Origin of the sequence: Bradyrhizobium sp. AZCC 2230 (genome assembly GCF_036924495.1) — a bacterium.
In the GTDB taxonomy this organism is placed as follows: Bacteria; Pseudomonadota; Alphaproteobacteria; order Rhizobiales; family Xanthobacteraceae; genus Bradyrhizobium; species Bradyrhizobium rifense.
On the sequence record NZ_JAZHRS010000001.1, the window covers coordinates 6,607,586 to 6,627,041 of the forward strand.

General features: G+C 64.8%; 19 protein-coding genes. 7 read left to right on the forward strand and 12 right to left on the reverse strand.

The genetic code is table 11. The annotated features are described in order from the left end of the window. Positions 1-6: 6 nt before the first annotated feature. The 5 genes from V1280_RS31615 to V1280_RS31635 all read right to left on the reverse strand — a co-directional run bounded on the left by V1280_RS31615 (position 7) and on the right by V1280_RS31635 (position 3,659). The gene (locus tag V1280_RS31615; protein ID WP_334533648.1) at positions 7-291 is read right to left on the reverse strand and encodes a type II toxin-antitoxin system RelE/ParE family toxin; all 285 of its coding nucleotides are present in this window, start codon (positions 289-291) and stop codon (positions 7-9) included. After that, positions 288-518 (reverse strand): hypothetical protein, encoded by a 231-nt coding sequence (locus tag V1280_RS31620; RefSeq protein ID WP_334533651.1) that lies wholly within the window; start codon positions 516-518, stop codon positions 288-290. Before V1280_RS31620 ends, V1280_RS31615 begins: the two co-directional genes overlap by 4 nt. Before the next feature lie 38 nt (positions 519-556). Further along, positions 557-2,167, reverse strand: a complete 1,611-nt coding sequence (locus V1280_RS31625) for a Na+/H+ antiporter (RefSeq protein ID WP_334533654.1) — start codon at positions 2,165-2,167, stop codon at positions 557-559. A 46-nt stretch (positions 2,168-2,213) separates the two neighbouring features. Further along, positions 2,214-3,071, reverse strand: a complete 858-nt coding sequence (gene bla, locus V1280_RS31630; protein WP_334533656.1) for a class A beta-lactamase — start codon at positions 3,069-3,071, stop codon at positions 2,214-2,216. A gap of 213 nt (positions 3,072-3,284) precedes the next feature. Continuing rightward, complete coding sequence (locus V1280_RS31635; protein WP_334533659.1) at positions 3,285-3,659, reverse strand: nuclear transport factor 2 family protein; 375 nt, start codon at positions 3,657-3,659, stop codon at positions 3,285-3,287. A gap of 95 nt (positions 3,660-3,754) precedes the next feature. Between V1280_RS31635 and V1280_RS31640 the strand changes: the two genes are divergently transcribed. Both V1280_RS31640 and V1280_RS31645 read left to right on the forward strand, forming a co-directional pair. Next, entirely contained in the window at positions 3,755-4,183 is a 429-nt protein-coding gene (locus V1280_RS31640; RefSeq protein ID WP_334533662.1) for a GFA family protein, read from the forward strand. 181 nt (positions 4,184-4,364) lie between these two features. Further along, entirely contained in the window at positions 4,365-6,194 is a 1,830-nt protein-coding gene (locus tag V1280_RS31645; protein WP_334533665.1) for a caspase family protein, read from the forward strand. A 32-nt stretch (positions 6,195-6,226) separates the two neighbouring features. Here the strand turns inward: V1280_RS31645 and V1280_RS31650 are convergent, their stop codons facing one another. Together V1280_RS31650 and V1280_RS31655 are read right to left on the reverse strand one after the other, a co-directional pair. Continuing rightward, a complete protein-coding gene (locus V1280_RS31650; protein WP_334533668.1) occupies positions 6,227-6,904 on the reverse strand; it encodes a DUF1345 domain-containing protein in 678 nt (225 codons plus the stop codon). A gap of 170 nt (positions 6,905-7,074) precedes the next feature. Beyond that, positions 7,075-7,998 carry a polyprenyl synthetase family protein gene (locus V1280_RS31655; RefSeq protein ID WP_334533671.1) on the reverse strand — a complete coding sequence of 308 codons (924 nt, stop codon included), beginning with the start codon at positions 7,996-7,998 and terminating at the stop codon, positions 7,075-7,077. A gap of 161 nt (positions 7,999-8,159) precedes the next feature. On the opposite strand from V1280_RS31655, the gene mtgA reads away from it, so the two are divergent. From mtgA to V1280_RS31670, 3 genes are all read left to right on the forward strand, one after another. Further along, positions 8,160-8,834, forward strand: coding sequence for a monofunctional biosynthetic peptidoglycan transglycosylase (gene mtgA / locus V1280_RS31660; RefSeq protein WP_148777490.1), 675 nt, complete (start codon positions 8,160-8,162; stop codon positions 8,832-8,834). 165 nt (positions 8,835-8,999) lie between these two features. Continuing rightward, a complete protein-coding gene (gene rpmF / locus V1280_RS31665) occupies positions 9,000-9,182 on the forward strand; it encodes a 50S ribosomal protein L32 (protein ID WP_007598106.1) in 183 nt (60 codons plus the stop codon). Positions 9,183-9,335: 153 nt separating this feature from the next. Then, positions 9,336-9,974 carry a hypothetical protein gene (locus V1280_RS31670; protein ID WP_334533678.1) on the forward strand — a complete coding sequence of 213 codons (639 nt, stop codon included), beginning with the start codon at positions 9,336-9,338 and terminating at the stop codon, positions 9,972-9,974. Positions 9,975-10,177: 203 nt separating this feature from the next. On the opposite strand, the gene V1280_RS31675 is transcribed toward V1280_RS31670, so the two are convergent. Next, positions 10,178-10,438: a hypothetical protein gene (locus tag V1280_RS31675; RefSeq protein ID WP_334538469.1), complete on the reverse strand. Its 261-nt coding sequence runs from the start codon at positions 10,436-10,438 to the stop codon at positions 10,178-10,180. Between the two features lie 219 nt (positions 10,439-10,657). On the opposite strand from V1280_RS31675, the gene V1280_RS31680 reads away from it, so the two are divergent. Next, positions 10,658-12,352 carry a putative bifunctional diguanylate cyclase/phosphodiesterase gene (locus tag V1280_RS31680; RefSeq protein ID WP_334533680.1) on the forward strand — a complete coding sequence of 565 codons (1,695 nt, stop codon included), beginning with the start codon at positions 10,658-10,660 and terminating at the stop codon, positions 12,350-12,352. 142 nt (positions 12,353-12,494) lie between these two features. Here the strand turns inward: V1280_RS31680 and V1280_RS31685 are convergent, their stop codons facing one another. The 4 genes from V1280_RS31685 to V1280_RS31700 form a co-directional block, all read right to left on the reverse strand. Continuing rightward, positions 12,495-15,362 carry a PAS-domain containing protein gene (locus tag V1280_RS31685; RefSeq protein WP_334533683.1) on the reverse strand — a complete coding sequence of 956 codons (2,868 nt, stop codon included), beginning with the start codon at positions 15,360-15,362 and terminating at the stop codon, positions 12,495-12,497. Between the two features lie 204 nt (positions 15,363-15,566). Then, positions 15,567-16,442 carry an acyl-CoA acyltransferase gene (locus V1280_RS31690; protein WP_334533686.1) on the reverse strand — a complete coding sequence of 292 codons (876 nt, stop codon included), beginning with the start codon at positions 16,440-16,442 and terminating at the stop codon, positions 15,567-15,569. A 36-nt stretch (positions 16,443-16,478) separates the two neighbouring features. After that, the gene (locus V1280_RS31695) at positions 16,479-17,459 is read right to left on the reverse strand and encodes an amino acid--[acyl-carrier-protein] ligase (RefSeq protein ID WP_148777484.1); all 981 of its coding nucleotides are present in this window, start codon (positions 17,457-17,459) and stop codon (positions 16,479-16,481) included. A gap of 65 nt (positions 17,460-17,524) precedes the next feature. Continuing rightward, entirely contained in the window at positions 17,525-18,739 is a 1,215-nt protein-coding gene (locus V1280_RS31700) for an acyl-CoA dehydrogenase family protein (RefSeq protein ID WP_334533691.1), read from the reverse strand. Between the two features lie 355 nt (positions 18,740-19,094). Between V1280_RS31700 and V1280_RS31705 the strand changes: the two genes are divergently transcribed. Next, positions 19,095-19,367, forward strand: coding sequence for a phosphopantetheine-binding protein (locus V1280_RS31705; protein ID WP_148777482.1), 273 nt, complete (start codon positions 19,095-19,097; stop codon positions 19,365-19,367). Positions 19,368-19,456: the final 89 nt, after the last annotated feature.

Consider the following 19,456-nt stretch of genomic DNA (forward strand, 5'->3'; position numbering starts at 1 on the left):
ACGACCCTAAGGCTGACGTTCCTGAGCTCCATGACGCACATGGAGAATCACGATCTCGGCGTCATCAGGATTGACAGTGTAAAAGACGAGATAAGGGTAGCGAACGGTTGGGAACATGCGGACGCTTGGCTCGTCGGTAAGATGGCCAGCCTCGGGAAAATCCTGGAGGAGGCTGGCGACGGCCTTGATGCGCTCAACCACCGCAGCTGCGGCCGTGCGATTGTGTTCGTGAATATAGGAGAATATGTCGTCGATGTCCGAAAGCGAGCTTTCGGACCAGCGCACTCTCATGCGCCGTAGCGATTGAAGACTGCGGCGACCGCCTCGTCGCTTGCCAGCCGCCCTTCACGCATATCCTTCAGGCCGCGGCGTACGGCATTTCGTTCGTCGTCGCTGAGCCGGTAGATGCCGAGATGCCTGTTTTCGATGTCGGTCACGGACCGCATCAGCTCTTCCTGAGCCTCCTCGGGCCAAGCCGACACGCGTTCCAACAAGATCTCTAGGGCTTGCTTGGTCATCTGGTAATACTAGCAGATGGCGAGGCGACTTGCACGCCCTACAGCGGCGCCCCGCTGTATTCCCTGTTCGCCAGGCTCGCCTCTTCCAGATCCAGGTCGCGTTCGATCCGCCGTCGCGTCTCGTCGGTGATCTGACCGTCGCGCAAGAGGTCGTGGATGAACTTGCGCTCGGCGCGGATCAGGTCGCGGGTCAATGCGGTGCCGGCGGCGGAAACGTCGTGGTGGCCCGGATCGAGCGAGTCCGGTAGCTGGTTGGCGCGGATCTCGTGACGCGCGCGCAAAAGCCGCATCACCTCATCCGACACGTTCTTCTCTTCGGTCAGCGCATCCAGCGATTTCAGCGCGGCGTCGAGCGCCTGGCGCCGTGCCGCGATCTCGGCCTCGTGCTCGGCGACATGCTCGTTGCGGCCGGCTTCCGCGATGCCGAGCCAGCGCACCACCGGCGGCAGCGTCAGGCCGACGCCGATCAGGGTGATGAAGATGACGCCGAAGGCCACGAACAGGATCAGGTCGCGATACGGGAAGGCATCGCTATCGGGCAGCGTGAACGGCAGCGCCAGCGCGGCGGCCAGCGACACCGAGCCGCGCACGCCGGTGAACGCGAGCGCGAACGGCCATTGCCAGGGCGGCGACGGATCGCGTTTGCGCAGCGACTTGCTGAGCATCCGCGGCAGATAGGTCGCGGGGTAGAGCCAGGCGAAGCGCGCCAGAACGATGACGACCATGACCACGGCGGTCGCGATCATGATGTCGTCGAGCGGGAACGCTTTCGATTTCTCGTAGAGCGCGCGCATCTGGAAGCCGGTGAGCAGGAACAGCAGGCCCTCGATCAGATAGATGATGAGGTCCCAGAAGAAGATGCCTTGCAGGCGCGTCGACGCCGAAATCAGCAGTGGCCCGTTCCAGCTCACATAGAGGCCGCAGGCGACGGTGGCGATCACGCCGGAGCCGCCGACATGCTCGGGCAGCCAGTAGGACACGTAGGGCGTGATCAGCGACAGCGTCAGCTCGACCCGCGGCTCGCAGGACCATTTGCGGAAGCGCAGCAAGAGCCAGCCGACGCCGATGCCGAAGGCGATCTCGCCGGCGACGATGAGAGCAAATTCACCGGCCGCCAGCGGCAGCGAGAAATGCCCGACCACGATGGCGGCGAGCGCGAAGCGATAGAGGATCAACGCGGTTGCGTCGTTGGCCAGCCCCTCGCCCTCGAGGATGACCAGGAGCCGGCGCGGCATGTTCAGCCGGCGCGCAATCGCGAGCGGCGCCACCACGTCGGGCGGCGCAACGATGGCTCCCAGCAGGAAGCCGATGCTCCAGGGCAGACCGATCACATAATGGGTGGCCGCCGCAACAAGCGCCGCAGTGAAGATCACGGCGCCGACCGCGAGCAGCACGATCGGACGCAGATTGTTCCTGAACTCGCGCCAGCTCATCGCGACGCTCGCCGAGTAGATCAGCGGCGGCAGCACCATCAGCAGCACCAGTTCCGGCGGCAGTTCCACCGGCGGCATGCCCGGCACGAAAGCGAGGCCGACGCCGGAGAGCATCAGCAAAATCGCGGGCGCCATGTTGAAGCGGCGGGCGACCAGTGCGGTGCCTGCCAGGACAGTGAGCAGGATGAGGAAGGTCTGGAATTTCGCTGCGATCATGGCCTGTCTTGGCCCGGAAGCGGCCAAGAGGTCAATGCGAAGCGGCTTACGCCAGTCGTTCGGCCACCATGCGCCCGATGCGGGCGAACACCGCCTCGATCTGCGTTGGGTTCGGCGTGCCGCCCTGGGTATAGGCCGCGATCAGGATCGGTGCATCCGGTTTGGCCCAGGCGACGGCGATATCGCCCGATGCATCCTTGCCGTTGTTGCCGGTCTTGTCGCCGATCTTCCAGCTGGCCGGCAGGCCGCCGCGCAGCCGGTTCGCGCCGGTCTTGCAGCCCACCATCCAGTCGGTGAGTTGGTCCCGCGAGGCCGACGACAGCGCCTCGCCCGTGACCAGCCGCTTGAGATTGCCGGCCATCGCCGCCGGCGTCGTGGTGTCATGGGGATCGCCGGGCGGCGAGCGGTTCAGCTCGGGCTCATTGTGGTCGAGCCGCGAAATGGTGTCGCCGAGCGACCGCCAGAAGGCGGTGAGCGCGGCGGGGCCGCCGATCCGCGCCAGCAGCAGATTGGCGCAGGTGTTGTCGCTGAGCTCGACGATCGCCTTGCACATGTCCGCGACCGACATCGCGCCGGCCGACAGGTTCTGCTTCGCGACCGGCGCGTATTCCAGCAGGTCGGTCTTGCCATAGGAGATCATCGCGGCCAGCTTCTCCTCGCCGCGATCGACCCGCGCCAGCACGCAAGCCGCGAGCGAAGCCTTGAAGGTCGAGCACATCACGAAGCGCTCGTCGGCCCGCCAGGTGAGCTTCGCACCGGTGGCGAGATTCTCCGCGTAGACCCCGATCCGCCCGCCGCTCTCGCGCTCATAGGATTCGAGCTCGGGCGGCGCGTCCGCGGCGAGAGCCGGAGAAGCGGCCATCCAGCACAGAGAGGCGAGCAGGGAACGGCGGTCGAGCAGCATGGGGGACTTTCGGGGGAACAGGCGGTAAGGGATACAATGGAGGCGCTATCCGCGCCGTCATTGCGAGCGCAGCGAAGCAATCCAGAATCTTTCCGCGGAAGGACTCTGGATTGCTTCGTCGCAAGAGCTCCTCGCAATGACGTGTGGCGAGAGTTGGGCTCGCGATGACGGAGAATGGAGGCGAGTGCGCCCGATTTCGGGCAGTGGCGCCCCTCACTCCTTCAGATCATACCGATACGATTTCGACACGATCTGCCAGCCGTCGGCGAGCTTCATGGCCACCAGATAATCCGTGAAAAAACGCGGAGGCAGTTGGCATCTGACCTTGATGAAGGCGGTCTTGTCGTCCGAGCGGTCGATGGTAACGATGAAATCCTCGCGCGGTTTGCCTTCCGCCTTGGCCGAGGCGCGCTTGCGCACGCGGTCGAGCCAGTCGGGCACGGTCAGCACCTGGAGTTCGCCCTTTTCGACCCAGCGCAGATCGGCGGAGGGGTGGAAAATGGCACCGAGCTTTTCGGCGTCGCCCTCGTAAAGCCCGTCGAAATAGGATTGCACGACGGCTTCGACGCTCGAACGATTTGGGCTCATGGGTCATCCCTTTGAATGATGGCGCGCCGCGAACTTAGTGGTACGCATCGAATTGCGCTATGGGTGTCCTCCGCCATTTGTGCGAGGGCACGGTCATGACCGGATCAGACAAATCGAACGCTCGCATCCTTGCCGGCGAATGCTATTGCCGCGCCGTCCGCTACGAGGTGGCGGATGCGTTCTCCTATGCACTGAACTGCCATTGCTCGAACTGCCGCCGGACCACCGGTTCCGCCTTCAAGCCGTTCGCCGGCGTCGAATACAGCAAGCTCCGCCTCGTCAAAGGCGAGGACCAGCGGATGATTTACGGGGACGACACCACCCATGACGCGCACTGCGCCCGCTGCGGCTCGCTGCTCTATTCCCGGGTTCGCGAAGGAAAGTGGGTCCATGTCGCCATGGGAACCCTGGTCGATGCCCCCACAATCCGCCCTAGCGCCCATATTTTCGTTGGCTCCAAGGCGCCATGGCACGAGATCGAGGACGATCTGCCGCAGCACCTGGGGCACATCGGGGATGCCTAGGGCAACCCAGCTCGAGCGCATTGGGCGGCGAACCGCCAACGCACTGGCGCGACTAACAAAAGGGGTGCCTCGGCCTGTCGCCGGCGCTGTCTTGGTGACCTCCATCACAAGCGCAGGCTGCGGATCTTGCTAAGGCTACCGTTGAGGGTGTGAACTGCCCCGAATTTTGGGAAGTCGTGTCATGCGCAATTTTTTCCGACTTTGCCCGTTGCTCCTCGCCATCGCGCTGATGTTCGGCGCCGGGCCCGCCTTCGCCGGAAAGCGCGTCGCCCTGGTGCTCGCCAACTCGGCCTATCAGCACGCGCCGCAGCTCGCCAATCCCGTCAACGACGGTTCGGTGATGGCGAAGACGCTGAAGGATGCCGGCTTCGATGTCGTCGATTCCCGCCACGATCTGACTGCGCTCGACACGCGGCGCGTGCTGCGCGACTTCGCCGATTCGACCCGCGATGCCGACATCGCCGTCGTCTACTATGCCGGCCATGGCATCGAGGTCGAAGGCTCCAACTACCTGATCCCGGTCGATGCCAAGCTCGAGCGCGACACCGATGTTTATGACGAGGCACTCTCGCTCGATCGCGTTCTGGTCGCAGTCGAGCCGGCGAAACAGCTGCGCCTGGTGATCCTCGATGCCTGTCGTGACAATCCGTTCGGCAGGACCATGAAGCGTACGCTTGCCTCGCGCGGCATCGGCCGTGGTCTGGCCCAGGTCGAGCCGACCAGCTCCAATACGCTGATCGCCTATTCGGCCAAGGCCGGCTTCACGGCGCAGGATGGCGACGGCGCCAACAGCCCGTTCACGATCGCGCTGTCGAAGCATCTGACGACGCCGGGTCTCGACGTCCGCCGCGCCTTCGGTTTCGTGCGCGACGACGTGCTCAAGTCGACCGGCAACAAGCAGGAGCCGTTCGTCTACGGTTCGCTCGGCGGCGAAGACGTGCCGCTGGTGCCGGTGAAGGCGACGCCCGTCATCGCAGCGGCGCCCGCGCCCGTGGTGAATCCGCAGGCCGATATGCGCCGCGACTATGAACTCGCGCTCCAGGTCGGCAACAAGCCGGCATGGGAAGCCTTCCTGGCCCAGCATCCGGACGGCTTCTATGCGAACCTTGCCAAGCTTCAGCTCGACAAGATCCAGGCCGAGCAGGCTCATGCGGCGGCGATCGAGAAGGCGAAGCAGGCCGACGCTGAACGCGACCGTCTCGCCGCGCTTGGCGCGCAGAAGGATGCCCAGGCCAAGGCTGCTGCCGACGCCAAGGCAGCCGAGCAGGCCCAGCTTGCCGCGCAGAAGGCCAAGGAGCAGGCGCAGCAGCAGGCTGCGGCTGCCGAGCAGCAGCGCGTCAATCTCGCCGCGACAGCACCGAGCGCCGCGCCGGCCAGCACGGCGAACCCTGCCGGCACCAATGTCGCTTCGCTGACGCCAGCAGTCACGCCGGCCGATCTCAACCGCTCGGTGCAGACCGAGCTTGGCCGCGTCGGCTGTTTCTCCGGTCAGGCTGACGGCAACTGGAACACGTCCGCGCAGCGGTCGCTGTCGCAGTTCAACCGCTATGCCGGTACCAAGCTCGACGTGAAGGTCGCAAGCACGGATGCGCTCGACACGGTCAAGTCAAAGCAGTCGCGCGTCTGCCCGCTGGTCTGCGATCACGGCTTCAAGGCCGACGGCGACAAGTGCACCAAGATCGTCTGCGGCGACGGCTATGCGCTGAACGACGACAATGAATGCGAGAAGCAGCGGGCCGCCAAGCCGGCCAAGCCTGCAACCGACAAGCCTGCAACCGCCAAGCGCGACGACGGCGATGAGCGTTCCGCACGGCAGCGTCGTCAGTCCGGTGGCGCGGCCGCTGGAGCGGCGGGCGGCATCGCGGCGGCCGGCGCGGGTCGCGCCTCGGGCGGCGGGGGGCAGATTTTTTGCAACGACCTCCTCTGCCGTCCGGTCAAGCGCGGCTGCCACCTCGAATATCGTGGCGGCGGCGGCCCTCACGTTGATGCCAATTACGAGGTCTGCAACTGAGGCGGTTGATTCCCGCGACAATGCCGCGGGAATCATGTCGCGATCGCACTCGCCGCGATGTTCACCGTCAGCGCCAGCAGCGCCGTGTTGTAGATGAAGGACACGATGCCGTGCGCCGTGGCAGTGCGGCGGATGGTCTTGTCGGTGATGCCGACGTCCGAGACCTGTGCGGTCATGCCGATCACGAACGAGAAATAGACGAAGTCCCAATAGTCGGCGTGGTCTTCCTTGTCGCCGCTCGGAAACTGCAATCCGCCCGGCGGATGGCGGTAATAGTCATGGGCATAATGCAGTGCGAACGTCGTGTGCACGGCGGCCCAGGACAGCGCGATGGTGGTGATGGCGATGGTCAGCTCCGCAGCGCCGCGATGGGCGCCGAGCTCCGCGACGATCGCCGCGATGCTCGCGAACGCGCCAATCGCCGTCACCAGCAGGATCACGAAGCGGCCGTCGTCCTGCATTGCGGCGCTACGGCGGATGTGCTGGTGGTCGTTGCAAAGCATCATGCTGTAGACCAGCACGAGATATACTGCGATCAGCGCATCCCAGCCGAGCACAAGCCGCGTCGTCAGCCGGAGCGAGCCTGGCAGAAGCAGGCAGACGAGCATGCCGATACCAAGCGAGATGAACGTCCGCGGCCGCGCATAGATCAGCCGCATCGGCCGCGACATCTGGCGGAAGCGGGCGAGGACGGGATCTTCTTTTTCCATGCAGATCGTCCGGTGAGGCCTGAGCGGCATCGCAGGTGCGCTCCCTCCCCCGCTTGCGGGGGAGGGGTGGGGAGAGGGTGTCTCCGCAAGCGAGAACCCCCAAGAGGAGAGAGCCCTCACCCGGCGCTTCGCGCCGACCTCTCCCGCAAGCGGGAGAGGTGAGGGAATTACTAGTTCTTGCGTTCGGCGACGAAGCGCGCGGCGGCCTGCAGCACGGCGGCGCGATCGCCGAAGATCGAGACGGCGCTGTCGGCGCGCGCCAGCAGATCACGCACGCGCTGCTTGGCGCCTTCGATGCCGAGCTGGGTGACGAAAGTGGTCTTGCCGAGCGCGGCATCGGCGCCGGCCGGCTTGCCGAGCGCGGCGGCATCGCCTTCCACGTCGAGCAGATCGTCGGCGATCTGGAAAGCTTCACCGAGCGCGCGGCCGTAATCGTCGAGCGCCTGGTATTCCTTCTGCGAGGCCTGGCCGAGGAGGGCACCGGCGATGCAGCCGTAGCGCAACAGCGCGCCGGTCTTCATCTGCTGGATGCGCGCGACATCGATCGGCTCGTTGCCGCCAAAGCGGCCTTCGCCGGCGAGATCGAGGATCTGGCCGCCGACCATGCCGCCGATGCCGGCGCAGCGCGCCAGCGCGCGCGTCAGCAGGAGGCGTACATTGGCGTCGCGATGGATTTCGTCGCGGGTGACGATGTCGAAGGCGAGCGTCAGCAGGCCGTCGCCGGCGAGAATCGCGGTCGCGTCATCGGTCTGCTTGTGCAGGGTGGGGCGGCCACGGCGCAGGTCCGAATTGTCCATCGCCGGCAGATCGTCATGGATCAGCGAATAGCAGTGGATGCATTCGAGCGCGGCGCCGACGAGCAGCGCTGCTTCGCGGGGAACGCCGAATACGGCGGCGCTTTCGACCACGAGGAACGGCCGCAGGCGCTTGCCGCCATTCAGGCTCGAATAGCGCATTGCGTCCATCAGTCGCTTGGGACGGGCGATCTCATCGTGCAGGATGTCGTCCGACAGGAGGCGCCCGAGCAGGGCTTCGGTGTCATCAGCGGTCTTGTCCAGACGTTTGGCGAAATCGGACGGGGACGTGCCGGTCATCAAGAAAGGCTCCAGAACTAAAATTCGGCGGGACAATCCTTTATGAGCCGGTCCCAGTCAATCGTTTGGAAGGCCTAAAAAGTGCTGGAAAAGGCCCGGATTATCACAGACTTAATGGCGGGATTCGCGGCCAGGTTTCAGTTTGCGCCGGAAAGGTCGATTTGCGCATCGTCAAAATCCTGCTGGTGATGGTCGCGGTCGCGTTGCTGGCGCCCTATGTGATCGCGCCATTCTACCGTACCGGCCATCCGGTTTCGACGCTGATGGCCTGGCGCTCGCTGACGGGCGCGCCGATGCATCGGGAGTGGATCGATCTGGCGGCGATGTCGCCCTATGTGCCGCGCTCGGTGGTGGCGGCCGAGGACGCCCATTTCTGCAAGCACCACGGCATCGACTGGGGCGCGCTGCGCGAGGCCATCGACGACGCCAAGGAGGACGGCACGCCGTTCCGCGGCGCCTCCACCATCACCCAGCAGGTCGCGAAAAACCTGTTCCTCTGGCAGGGGCGGGATTTCGTCCGCAAGGCGCTGGAATTCCCGCTGGCGCTCTGGATCGATTTCGTCCTGCCCAAGCAGCGGATCCTGGAAATTTACCTCAACATCGCCGAGCTCGGCCCGCAGGGCCAGTTTGGGGTCGAGACTGGCAGCGCCTATGCCTTCGGCAAGTCGGCTGCCAACCTCTCCCCCCGGGAAGCGGCCCTTTTGGCCTCGATCCTGCCGAATCCGGTCAAGCGCAGCGCCAGGACCCCGGGACCGGGCGTCCGGCGGCTGGCCGGGACCTATGTGGCAAGGGGGCAGGCCTCCTCGCTTTTGACCTGCTGGCGGGAAAATCGCTGATTTCGGGCCGTTTTCGGGCGTATTTTCCGGCCCAAGAGCCTAGATTTACGGCCAACCTTCCTCTATAAGCCCGGCCTTGATCGGCATTTCGCTCGCCCCGTTTGGGTGCTGAGCCGTCCCCCGTGGACGATGCCCAGATGACACCAATCCCTAGAGGATATTGAAATGGCCGTTCCGAGACGAAAAACTTCGCCGTCGCGCCGTGGCATGCGCCGCTCGGCAGACGCCATCAAGAAGCCGACCTATGTGGAAGACAAGGACTCCGGCGAGCTCCGTCGTCCGCATCATCTCGACCTCAAGACCGGCATGTACAAGGGCCGTCAGGTCCTGAAGAAGAAAGAGTCCTAAAGACTCTTCTCAGGCAGGGTTATCCTCGATCAGGATGACGTGACCTGCCTGATTTCGGCCAATCCATGAGATATGACGGTGTCGGCGGCGGAGCGAATGCTTCGCCGTCGCGTTGTCTTGCCCGGACATCTTGATCGAGAAGGCGCTTTGCCGATGGTCGGTTTCCCGCTGCTTCTGATTCCGCTTGCGGTCTACAACATCATCGCCTTCCTGATGCCCAGCGTGTCCTTCTCGGACGTGCTGTTCAAGGTGCCGATGATCACCGGCGAGACCTGGCCGGTCACGCTTGCCGACCTCCTGCTCGCGCTTGGCGTGCTGCTGCTGCTGCTCGAAGTGGTCAAGGGGGCGCGCCCCGGCGCGAAATTCCTGATGGATCATTTGCTGTCGCTGATCCTGTTCGGCGCGGCCGCGGCCGAATTTGTGATGTGGCCCAAATTCGGCAATTCCACTTTTTTCCTGCTGGTGCTGCTTTCGATGGCCGATTTCCTCGGCGGCATCGCCCAACGCGCACGCCGCCGCATCGCCTACGTTGCCGCCGAGACGGTGGCGGTGCCGCGCAAGGCGAAGCGCCAGGCCGAAGCGCCGCCAGCAACAATGTTCGAGCCGAAGCTCGATCCCGTGCCTGCACGGCAGCCTGAGGCGCCGCCCGCGCCCTCGGCGCAATCGGTTGCCGAATCCGTTTTGATGGATCACCCCGCGCCCAAGCCTGGCATCGTGGCGTCGCCGGAAATTCCCTCGCCGCATTTGCAGCCGGGCAACGGCACGCCGTCCTCGCCCGAAGAGCCGCGCTGATCGAGAAAGCACTCCTGCTGTAGCCGCTTTAACGGTGTGCTCCCTCTCCCGCTTGCGGGGGAGGGTCGGGGAGGGGGTATCTCCGCGGAGGGATTCCCCAAGAGGAGAGAGCCCTCACCCGCCGCGCTCTTCGAGCGCGCCGACCTCTCCCGCAAGCGGGAGAGGTGCAGCGAGTGCGAGGCGATAATTGTCCTGAAAGCTGCCTACGCCACCTGACGCGTGCGTGAGGTGACGCTGGGAAGCGGGCCCTTGCCGCCATAGGCCATGCGTGCGTCCTCGGACGAGCCGCGGCGCAGCCGGCTTGTCTGGGGCAGGTGCTCGGCATTGGCGATGAGTTGGGTGACGAAGCTCGGATCGGGGCGCGTCAGCGGCACCTTGCGGACCAATTGTAAAACGGGCGTCAGCGGCACCAGCGCGGTACTCGCTTCCCGCGTTGTCTCTTCGATCTGGTCCGCATTCACCATCGCAACACCGCTAATCCGGTTGAACTGGCGCGTTTTGGGACGCTCGCGCCGGTGCACTCGATGGTCTCGCAAGGCCTATGCCGGCCGAGCCTATTCCGTTCCAGGGCTCCCGGAAACGTGGTTTCCAAATTGTTTATGAACTTTGCCTAGGGTCGGAGGCGAATCTGGCCGTATTCTGTGCCGGCTCAGGACTCCCCGCTGTCCCGAAACGAGGCGCTTTTGACCCCCGCATTGCCGCAAGCCTCCGAAATCCTGGCCGCTCTCGGTCAGGCCGTGTTCGTCTGGGATCTCGCCAGTGACGCCATCGTCTGGGGCGAGCAGGCCGGCGCCATCTTCCCCGGCATTCCGGCCGAGCGCCTCGCGACCGGCGCCGAGTTCGCCAAGCTGATCGAGCCCGCGCAGACGCTGCGGAGCGCGGCGCTGGCGCAGACATCCGCGGTGCACGGCACCGACGGTACGCCCTACCGGGTCGAATATGGCGTGCGCATGAGCGCCTCCGATCCCGTGGTCTGGATCGAGGAGACCGGCCGCTGGTTCGCCGGTGCCGACGGCCGCCCGATGCGCGCGATCGGCTCCGTCCGCATCAACAATGAGCGGCACGCCCGTGACGAGGAGCTGACCAAGCTTGCCCGGCTTGATCCCCTGACCGGCGAGCTCAACCGCTCTCACCTGATCGCGGCGCTGGCCGAAGCGATCGAGGAGACGAGCCGCTTCCGCTCGACCGCAGCGTTCCTGCTGGTCGGCATCGATCATCTTGCCCGCGTCAACGACGCCTTCGGCTTCGACGTTGCCGATGCCGTGATCCTCGACGTCGCCAAGCGCATTCGCGCGCGCTTGCGCGGTGGCGACGTGCTCGGCCGCTTCTCCGGCAACAAGTTCGGCCTGATCCTGAAGAACTGCACCGTCGACGACATGAACGTTGCGGCGGAGCGCTTCCTCGCCGGCGTCCGTGACGAGGTGGTGCCGACCAAATCCGGCCCGGTCTCGGTCACCGTCTCGATCGGCGCGGTCAGCCTGCCGCGCTATGCCCGCAATGCCGACGAGGCCATCAACCGCGCCCACGAGACGCTGGATGCCGCCAAGCGCCGCCGCGCCGGCTCGTTCGCCGCCTGGCGTCCGAATGCCGAGCGCGACGCCCAGCGCCGCGTCAACATTCGCGTCACCGACGAGATCGTCACCGCGCTCAACGAGCGCCGCATCAAGCTCGCTTATGAGCCGGTGGTATCGGCTGCCACGCGCGAGGGCGCGTTCCACGAATGCCTGGTACGGATGGATCAGGGCGACGGTCAGGTGCTGCTCGCGCCCGACATCGTGCCGGTCGCCGAGCGGCTTGGCCTCATTCGGCTGGTCGATCACCGCGTGCTCGAGCTCGTGGTTGCCGAACTCGCGGCTGCGCCCGACATCCGCCTCAGCCTCAACATCTCGCCGGATACCACGATGGATCCCGATTGGTGGGCCGGTATCGAATCGCTGATGCGCGCCCATCCCGGCGTCGCCGAGCGGCTGATCGTCGAGATCACCGAGACCGTCGCGATCCAGGACATCGACGATGTCCGCGCTTTCGTCAGCCGCCTCAAGAACTTCGGCAGCAGAATCGCGATCGACGATTTCGGCGCCGGCTACACCTCGTTCCGCAATTTGCGCAAGCTCGGCGTGGATATCGTCAAGATCGACGGCGCGTTCGTGCAGAACATCACGCATTCCGCCGACGACCGCGCCTTCGTGCAGACCCTGATCGACCTCGCCCGCCGCCTCGACATCAAGACCGTCGCCGAATGGGTGCAGGACGAAGAGGCCGCCAACATGCTGCGCGACTGGGGCTGCGACTACATCCAGGGCCGCCTGATCGGGCTCGCTTCAAGTGACCGCCCCTGGAGCGCACCGCCGGACAGCGTGCTGCCCGCGGCAGGATAGGTGCCGTAGGGTGGGCAAAGGCGCACTTGCGCCGTGCCCACCATTTCGCGCCGAATGCGACGAATTTCTCCTTTGAAATCAACGCCCCTTCTACTGTGCATGGGGTTGTTTTCGCGGACATTCACGAGGAGAAGGACGAGGCTCACGCCACGCGGCGAACTTCGTTCAGCCGCTCGATAGCGCGCTCCACCTCCGCCGCAGGGCACGGCCTGCCGAAATAATATCCCTGCACCGCGGTGCAGCCGCATTCGCGGACGAAGTCGAGCTGCTCGATCGTCTCGACGCCTTCCGCCGTGGTCTCGACGCCAAGCACGGAACCGAGGCTCGCGATGGTGCGGACGATGGCGACGCTCTCGGGGCTCTCGCCGAGCGTGCCGACGAAGGAGCGGTCGATCTTGATGCGGTCGAACGGAAATTTGCGTAGGTAACTCAGCGAAGAATAGCCGACGCCGAAATCGTCGAGGCTGACGCGCACGCCGAGGGCGCGGAGCTGGTGCAGGATCCCGATCGTCGCTTCGCTGTCGTCGAGCAGCGCCGTCTCGGTGACCTCGAGCTCGAGCCGCTGCGGCGGCAGGCCAGCCTCTGCAAGCGCGCTCGTCACCATCGCCACCAGTCCGCGCGAGCGGAACTGCACCGGCGACAGGTTCACTGCGACCGTGACATCCGGCCATGAGGCCGCAGTGGCGCAGGCCGTGCGCAGCACCCATTCGCCGATCGGAACGATCAACCCGTTCTCTTCGGCGATCGGAATGAACTCGGCCGGCGAGACGAGGCCGCGCGACGGATGTTTCCAGCGCAGCAGCGCCTCGAAGCCGGTCAGCTCGGTGGTGTCGAGACGCACCTGCGGCTGGAACACCAGATGGAATTCGTTGGCTCCCAGCGCGCTGCGCAGATCGTGTTCCAGCGCGTGCCGGCTGCGCGCCTCCTCTTCCATTTCGGGTTCGAACAGCTGATAGGCGCCGCGTCCCTTGGCCTTGGCTTGGTACAGCGCGAGATCGGCGCATTTCATCAGCTCGTCGGCGTCGAGGCCGTGATCGGGTGCGATCGCGATGCCGACGGAGGCGCCGACATGGATCGACTGGCTCTCCAGCGGCGGCGGATGGCCGATGATCTCGACCAGGCGTCGTGCAAGCCGCTCCGCCGATTGCGGCTGCGGTCCACGCTGGAGCACGGCGAACTCGTCGCCGCCGAGACGGGCGACGGTGTCGTGCTCGCCGACATTCTCCTTCAGCCGCGCCGCGACCCAGCGCAGCAAGCGGTCGCCGGCGGCGTGGCCGAGCCGGTCGTTGACGGTCTTGAAATTGTCGAGGTCGAAGCACAGCACCGCCATGGCTCCGCCGGCGATCGCGACCTGGTTCAACCCCTCTCCCATCTTCTCGCGGAACAGCGTGCGGTTGGGCAAGTCAGTCAGGGAGTCGTGCCGCGCCATATGCGCGACCCGGGCCTGGGCCTTGTGACGCTCGGTGACGTCCTCATAGGTGACGACCCAGCCGCCATGCTCCATCCGCTTGTGGTTGAGCTTGATGATGCGGCCGTCGCTCAAATGGCGGTGCAGCGTGTGCTCGCCCTCGCGCAGCCGCTCGACATAGTCGGCATAGAGCTTTGCGGCGGTGGTGTTCGGATGGATGCCGAGATCGCAGCTGTGCTCCATGATCTCGCGCATCGAGACGCCGGGCTTCACAATGTCGGGCGACAGGCCGTACATCTCGATGTAGCGGCGGTTGCAGACGATCACGTGCAGGCTCGCATCGAGCATGCACAGGCCCTGGCTCATGTTGTTCAGCGCCGCGTCGAAGCGGCGATACTGCTCGCTCAGCTCCTCGACCGCGCGTTCGCGTTCGGTGATGTCCTCATAGGTGGCGACGAAGCCGCCCTCGGGCAGCGCGCAATAGCGCACCGAGATCATCGTGTCGTTGGTCATGCTCCGCCGCATCGGCGAGGAGTCGTTGCTGTCGATTCGCGCCTTGGCGGCTTCCAGAATCTGCTGTGGGCTGTATTCGGAGGAGAAGGCGCCATTCGCCATCGAGCGCTCGATCAGCTCGGCGAGATGCGTGCCGGGCCTGCTCTCCTCCGGCGACAGCCGGTAGATCTCCTGGTATGTGGAGTTGCAGATGCGCAGGCGCATGTCGCTGTCGTAGAAGGCGAGCCCATGCGCCATGTTTTCGAGCGCGGCATCCAGCATGAGGTTCTGCTGCTTCAGCGTCTCTTCGTGCTGCAGCCGTTCGGTGACGTCCTCGTGCACGGTGACCCAGCCGCCGTCGGGCATGAAGCGGGATACGGCTTGGACCCTGCGGCCGTCATAGCGCGTCACGAGAACGGTTTTCGGGCTCCTGGTCAGGACGTCGTTGATCCGGGCATCGCGGAACTCGTCTCCGGACATGTCCGCCTTGTTACCGCGCGACAGCCAGTGCTCGATCGCCGTGCTGTGCAAGATGCCGGGTTTAATGACCTTGGGGTCGAGATCGTAGAATTGCAGGAAGCGTTCGTTGCAAACGACGACGCGGCTATTGGCGTCATACATGATGAGGCCGTGCGACATGTTCGCGAGCGCGTGCTGGCTGCGCTCGGTCTGAAGTTGCAGCTCGGTCTCGAGTCGGGCGAGGCGGCTGACATCGTCGCAGATCGTCATCCAGCCGCCATCGAGAAGCGGCTTCAGCTCAAGCGTGATGACAAGGCCGCTCGCGAGCGTCTGCCGGGTGCGGAATGGCTTGCCCGCGGTGATCAATGCGATCCGGGAAGCGTAGAGCGTGTCAACCTCACCTGCCGGGATATTGCCGAGCGCCACGCTGTGGCCGAGCACGTCGCGGTAGCGCGTTCCGATCCTGACGATGTCGGCCGACATTTCGAACAGTTCGATATACCGGCGGTTGACCAACACGATCCGGTTGTCGGCATCGTAAACGCAGACGCCCTGTTCCATGCCGTCGAGCGCAAGCTGACTCAGCGAGAGCAGGGCCTGCTGGCCTTGCTCGCGGCTTGCACCGAGCTCGTTGTCGCGGGTCGACGTCATGGGATCAGTGGATCTCGGTGGCAATAGACTTAACGCAACGTAATTCAGCCACCGAGGGTAGCGAAGAGGCGGGAAAATTCCCTTAAGCGCCGTAGTTTACGGAGGGTGACTGGTGATGAAGAGAGTGAGGGTCTCGAGCAACAAATCCCGGTGTCATCCCGGCTTTCGCCGGGACAACACCGTTTCTGCTGTAACGTACCGCCCCTACGGCCCGTAGAGCACGAGTTCCGTATCCGTGAGATCAGCCAGCCGCGGGCGGTGCGGGCCCTTGAAATATTTGCGGCCGCGTCGCTCGGTATAAATACCGACAAGGCCGGGGATGGGCTCGTTGGAATCGACGATCACCGAGATCTTGCCCAGCCGCAACAGCAGCCGGCCGATGCGGCCGGCGCAGGCGGCGTATTCGGCGGCGCTGCGGCAGTAGATCAGTTGCATCGCCGGCGGTGCGATGAAACCGCGGCGGATGCGCATCGGTTGCAGGATGAAGGGGAAGACGCCCTTCGGCGTGCGGCAAACCAGGCTCAGGCAATTGTAGCGCGCGTGCCGCGTCAGCAGCTCGGTCTCTTCGTCGGAGAGCCCTTCGATCTGCTTGGTATGCTGCGAGATCACCTCGATCTTGCTCCAGCGCGGCGCGCGCGACAGCGCCGGAACCGAAACGAACAGCCCGCGGCAATAGGCGCGAAAGCCCTGCGTCTCGATGAGCGGCCAGGTCCACGGCGCCGGGCTGATGTTGAGGTAAGTCACGTCCTTGTGCCGTTGGGCGATCTTGGTCAGCAGCGGCGCGTAGTTGCGATAGGCCGGCTCGACATACCAGCTCGACAGATTGCACTGGATGGCGATCGCCTCACCATCCTTGCGCGTGGTGTAGATCAGCAGCAGCACGCCGACCGGCGTGCCGTCATTGTCGAGCATGTAGCCGAAGCGCGGATAGCCGTCCGGCACCGGCCGGAAGGCCTGCCGGCGCAGGCCCTGGATCCAGTAGTTGCGCGAGCGGCCGACGAAGCCGCGCGTCAACAGGTCCGCGACCGCATCGACGTCGGCTTCGGTGATCTCGCGACATCGGACCTTGGTGTGGATCACGCTCGTCTTACCCGTGGAAATGATCGGCCTCTTATCTTAGCGCCAGCCTTCGCCGTGGGCGTCGGCCGGAGCTAGCGGCTGCATGCCCAGAAGGTCCCGCACCTTGGCGGGCCAGGCGGAGAGATCGGTGCCATGGGTGTGGAACATCGCGACGGCAAGGCGATCCATGCCGAAGGCGACGCAGCCGGTGTGCGCGGGCTCGCCATTGGCGTCCTGGATGCCCCAGGTCGTGCCGAAATGTTCGCGGTGATAGTTGAAGCTCATGCACGCGGTCGGCTGCTCTTCCGAACGCAGCGGGATCAGAAGCTCGAACTTGAGCTGCTGCTGCTTCTGGCTCACCGCCTTCATCTGGCCGACGCGGCCGAAGAAGGGGTCGCTGGCATAGTCGACGCGGAAGGTCAGGCCGAGATCGGTCGCGATCGCCTGCGCGCGCACCATCCAGCGCTCACGGAAATCGGCGACGTCATCGGCCGTGCCGATGCAGACATATTCACGCATCCGGAACGATTGCAGCCGGTCGAGATGCTTTGACGGCTCGCGGCGGAAGCAGTCGGCCGCGACGTCGAAGCGCAGGCCGCCCTTCGGCAGCTGGCCGCGGCTCGCCGCGATCGGATAGACGGGATAGCAGGCCGCGGGCGACAGCACGAGGTCGGCCGGCGACAGCGAGGTGGTCCAGTCGCCGCCGGCATCGAAGCGGCTGACCGCGGCGTTGATCTCGCGTTCGGTGCCATGCAGGCCGCAGACGCAGCCGAGCAGGTTCGGAAAGCTCTTGAGGTAGCCGGATTTTTCAAGCTGGCTGCGGCTCATCACCGGCGGAAAGCGCATCACCTCGGTGCCGGCTTCGCGATTGCTCGTGATCAGCGCGGCGAGCTTCTCGACGATGCCCTCATAGAGCGCGGTGCGGGCATAGACGCCGTCCGAACCCATCGGGTGGAACAGCTTGTCGGCGAGATGATCGAGCGGATCCGTGGCCTGCGGCGCGGTCTCGGGCGAATTGGGGAGAACAGCAATGTTCATGTTCGACTTCCTGTTATCGGCAATTATTCTTGTTGGTCTCGAAAGCACGTCAGTCGCAAGGCTTGTTAGTCACGAAGGCTTGCCGGAATGCCGCTCATCAGCGTCGAGGTGGCGGCGTTGGCCAGAATGCGGTCGTTGTTGATCATGATCGGCGACGACAGCACGTCGCGAAGATGGCGGCCCATCGTGAACTCGCCGTCGTTTCGGTAGCCGGACAGGCCCGCGGTGCGCATCGCATGCATCACGGTCTCGACCGCAAGCTCGGAGGCCTGCACCTTCAAAAGCGTGATCGAGGACTGGAAATCGAGCGAGCCGAGCGCGCGCTCGTCATGCTCGGCGCGGGCGAAGGCGTCGAGATTGGCCGATATCAATGCGCGCAGTTTCGCCAGCGACATTTTTGCGGCGGTGAAGTGCGCGGCCGCCGGCGGCATCTGGCCACCGGAGGTGCGGGCCGCCTTGCGGACGAAGGCCTGCGCGCGCGTGACCGAGGCGGCGGCAATGCCGGCCCAGGTCGACGACCAGCACAGATGCGCGTACGGCGTCATGGTCTGGGCGTGGATCTTGTCATAGGCTTCCGGGAAGACGCGGTCCGCGGGGCAATCGACCTTCAGCTCGAAGCCGGTCGAGCAGGTGCCGCGCATGCCGAGCGTCTCCCAGCCCTGCGTCTGCTTCAGCGAATAATCGTCCTTGGCGAGCGCCAGCAGCACCTGATCGGAAGCAGCAGCCTCGGTGGCGCGGCGGGCAATGGTGACGAGGCCGTCGGCTTGGGCGCCGTAGGAGATCACGGTGGCGTCGCGCACCAGCGAGACGGTGTCGCCGGCCTGGTCGACCGCGGCCGCGCTGGCGCGGATGTTGCCGCCGTTCTGGCCCTCGGTGGTGGAGGAGGCGAGCAGCCACTGGTCGCGGGCGACCCGGCGCATCATGGTCTCCATCCAGGGAATGCCGTGACCGTGGCGGATCACGCAGGCGACCTTGGTCGTATGCATCGCGTAGATCATCGCGGTCGAGGCGCAGGTGCGTCCGAGCGTGTAGCAGATGTCGGTGACGTCATGGATCGAGGCGCCGAAGCCGCCGAACTCGACCGGGATCATGACGCCGAGCAGCTTCTGCTCGCGCGCGGCATCGAAAGCCTTGTGGGGGAAACGGGCGTCGCGATCGACGCCGTCGGCGTCGGCTGCCGCCACGGTGGCGGTGTGAGCCGCGCGTTCGATCAAGGAAGGGCCTTCGAGAAGGCTCGCTTGCGTCTCGTCGACAGTCAGGACTGCTTCACGCACGTTCATGCTCGTCCGCCTCCGTTTCGTCGTTCGAGACCGCAGGCATCATTTGCGATGCCGTTCGCGATCATCCGACCATCTTTGCTTGTGAATGGAGGCTACGGATTTAATTCAAATTCGTCGATGAAATACAGGGTAAACGAACTGAAATTCCGAACGAACAGTTAAGACCCGGTTGTTCGCATCGCCGAATATCCGGGTGTCGCGTTAGGGATTTGGAAGAAGCCGGAATTCCAGACAATCTGAGTCATCGTTTACTAAGAAACGCGAAGTAATGGTGCCGCCCATTGCGGGATCGGCCCGTCGTGCCCATCGTACCCGGCAACCGGCCGATCTTTTATAGACAGATGGGAATTCGCCGATGCAGGCTTTCGATACCGATTTGCGCAATCGCATCACCAAGTTGGTGAAGGGCATCCTCGCGCAGAACTCGCTCACCGCTGATGTCACGCCGTCGACGAAACTTGTCGATGCCGGCCTGACCTCGATGGACATGGTCAATCTGATGCTGGGCGTCGAAGCCGAGTTCGACTTCACCATTCCGCAAACCGAGATCACGCCGGAGAATTTCCAGTCCGTCGAGACGCTGGAGCGCATGGTCGCGACCCAGCTGCAGCCCGCGACCGCGGCTTAAGTTAAGCATACCGGCCCCCGGCAGGGTCCCCACCACCCCGTTCCAAAACCGCCGCAAAACTGGCATAGCTTAACCATGTCGCACGTAGC

Coding starts and splice junctions, on each gene's coding strand:
- V1280_RS31615 (WP_334533648.1), bottom strand. CDS start 291: ATGAGAGTGCGCTGGTCCGAAAGCTCGCTTTCGGACATCGACGACATA.
- V1280_RS31620 (WP_334533651.1), bottom strand. CDS start 518: ATGACCAAGCAAGCCCTAGAGATCTTGTTGGAACGCGTGTCGGCTTGG.
- V1280_RS31625 (WP_334533654.1), bottom strand. CDS start 2,167: ATGATCGCAGCGAAATTCCAGACCTTCCTCATCCTGCTCACTGTCCTG.
- bla (WP_334533656.1), bottom strand. CDS start 3,071: ATGCTGCTCGACCGCCGTTCCCTGCTCGCCTCTCTGTGCTGGATGGCC.
- V1280_RS31635 (WP_334533659.1), bottom strand. CDS start 3,659: ATGAGCCCAAATCGTTCGAGCGTCGAAGCCGTCGTGCAATCCTATTTC.
- V1280_RS31640 (WP_334533662.1), top strand. CDS start 3,755: ATGACCGGATCAGACAAATCGAACGCTCGCATCCTTGCCGGCGAATGC.
- V1280_RS31645 (WP_334533665.1), top strand. CDS start 4,365: ATGCGCAATTTTTTCCGACTTTGCCCGTTGCTCCTCGCCATCGCGCTG.
- V1280_RS31650 (WP_334533668.1), bottom strand. CDS start 6,904: ATGGAAAAAGAAGATCCCGTCCTCGCCCGCTTCCGCCAGATGTCGCGG.
- V1280_RS31655 (WP_334533671.1), bottom strand. CDS start 7,998: ATGACCGGCACGTCCCCGTCCGATTTCGCCAAACGTCTGGACAAGACC.
- rpmF (WP_007598106.1), top strand. CDS start 9,000: ATGGCCGTTCCGAGACGAAAAACTTCGCCGTCGCGCCGTGGCATGCGC.
- V1280_RS31670 (WP_334533678.1), top strand. CDS start 9,336: ATGGTCGGTTTCCCGCTGCTTCTGATTCCGCTTGCGGTCTACAACATC.
- V1280_RS31675 (WP_334538469.1), bottom strand. CDS start 10,438: ATGGTGAATGCGGACCAGATCGAAGAGACAACGCGGGAAGCGAGTACC.
- V1280_RS31685 (WP_334533683.1), bottom strand. CDS start 15,362: ATGACGTCGACCCGCGACAACGAGCTCGGTGCAAGCCGCGAGCAAGGC.
- V1280_RS31695 (WP_148777484.1), bottom strand. CDS start 17,459: ATGAACATTGCTGTTCTCCCCAATTCGCCCGAGACCGCGCCGCAGGCC.
- V1280_RS31700 (WP_334533691.1), bottom strand. CDS start 18,739: ATGAACGTGCGTGAAGCAGTCCTGACTGTCGACGAGACGCAAGCGAGC.
- V1280_RS31705 (WP_148777482.1), top strand. CDS start 19,095: ATGCAGGCTTTCGATACCGATTTGCGCAATCGCATCACCAAGTTGGTG.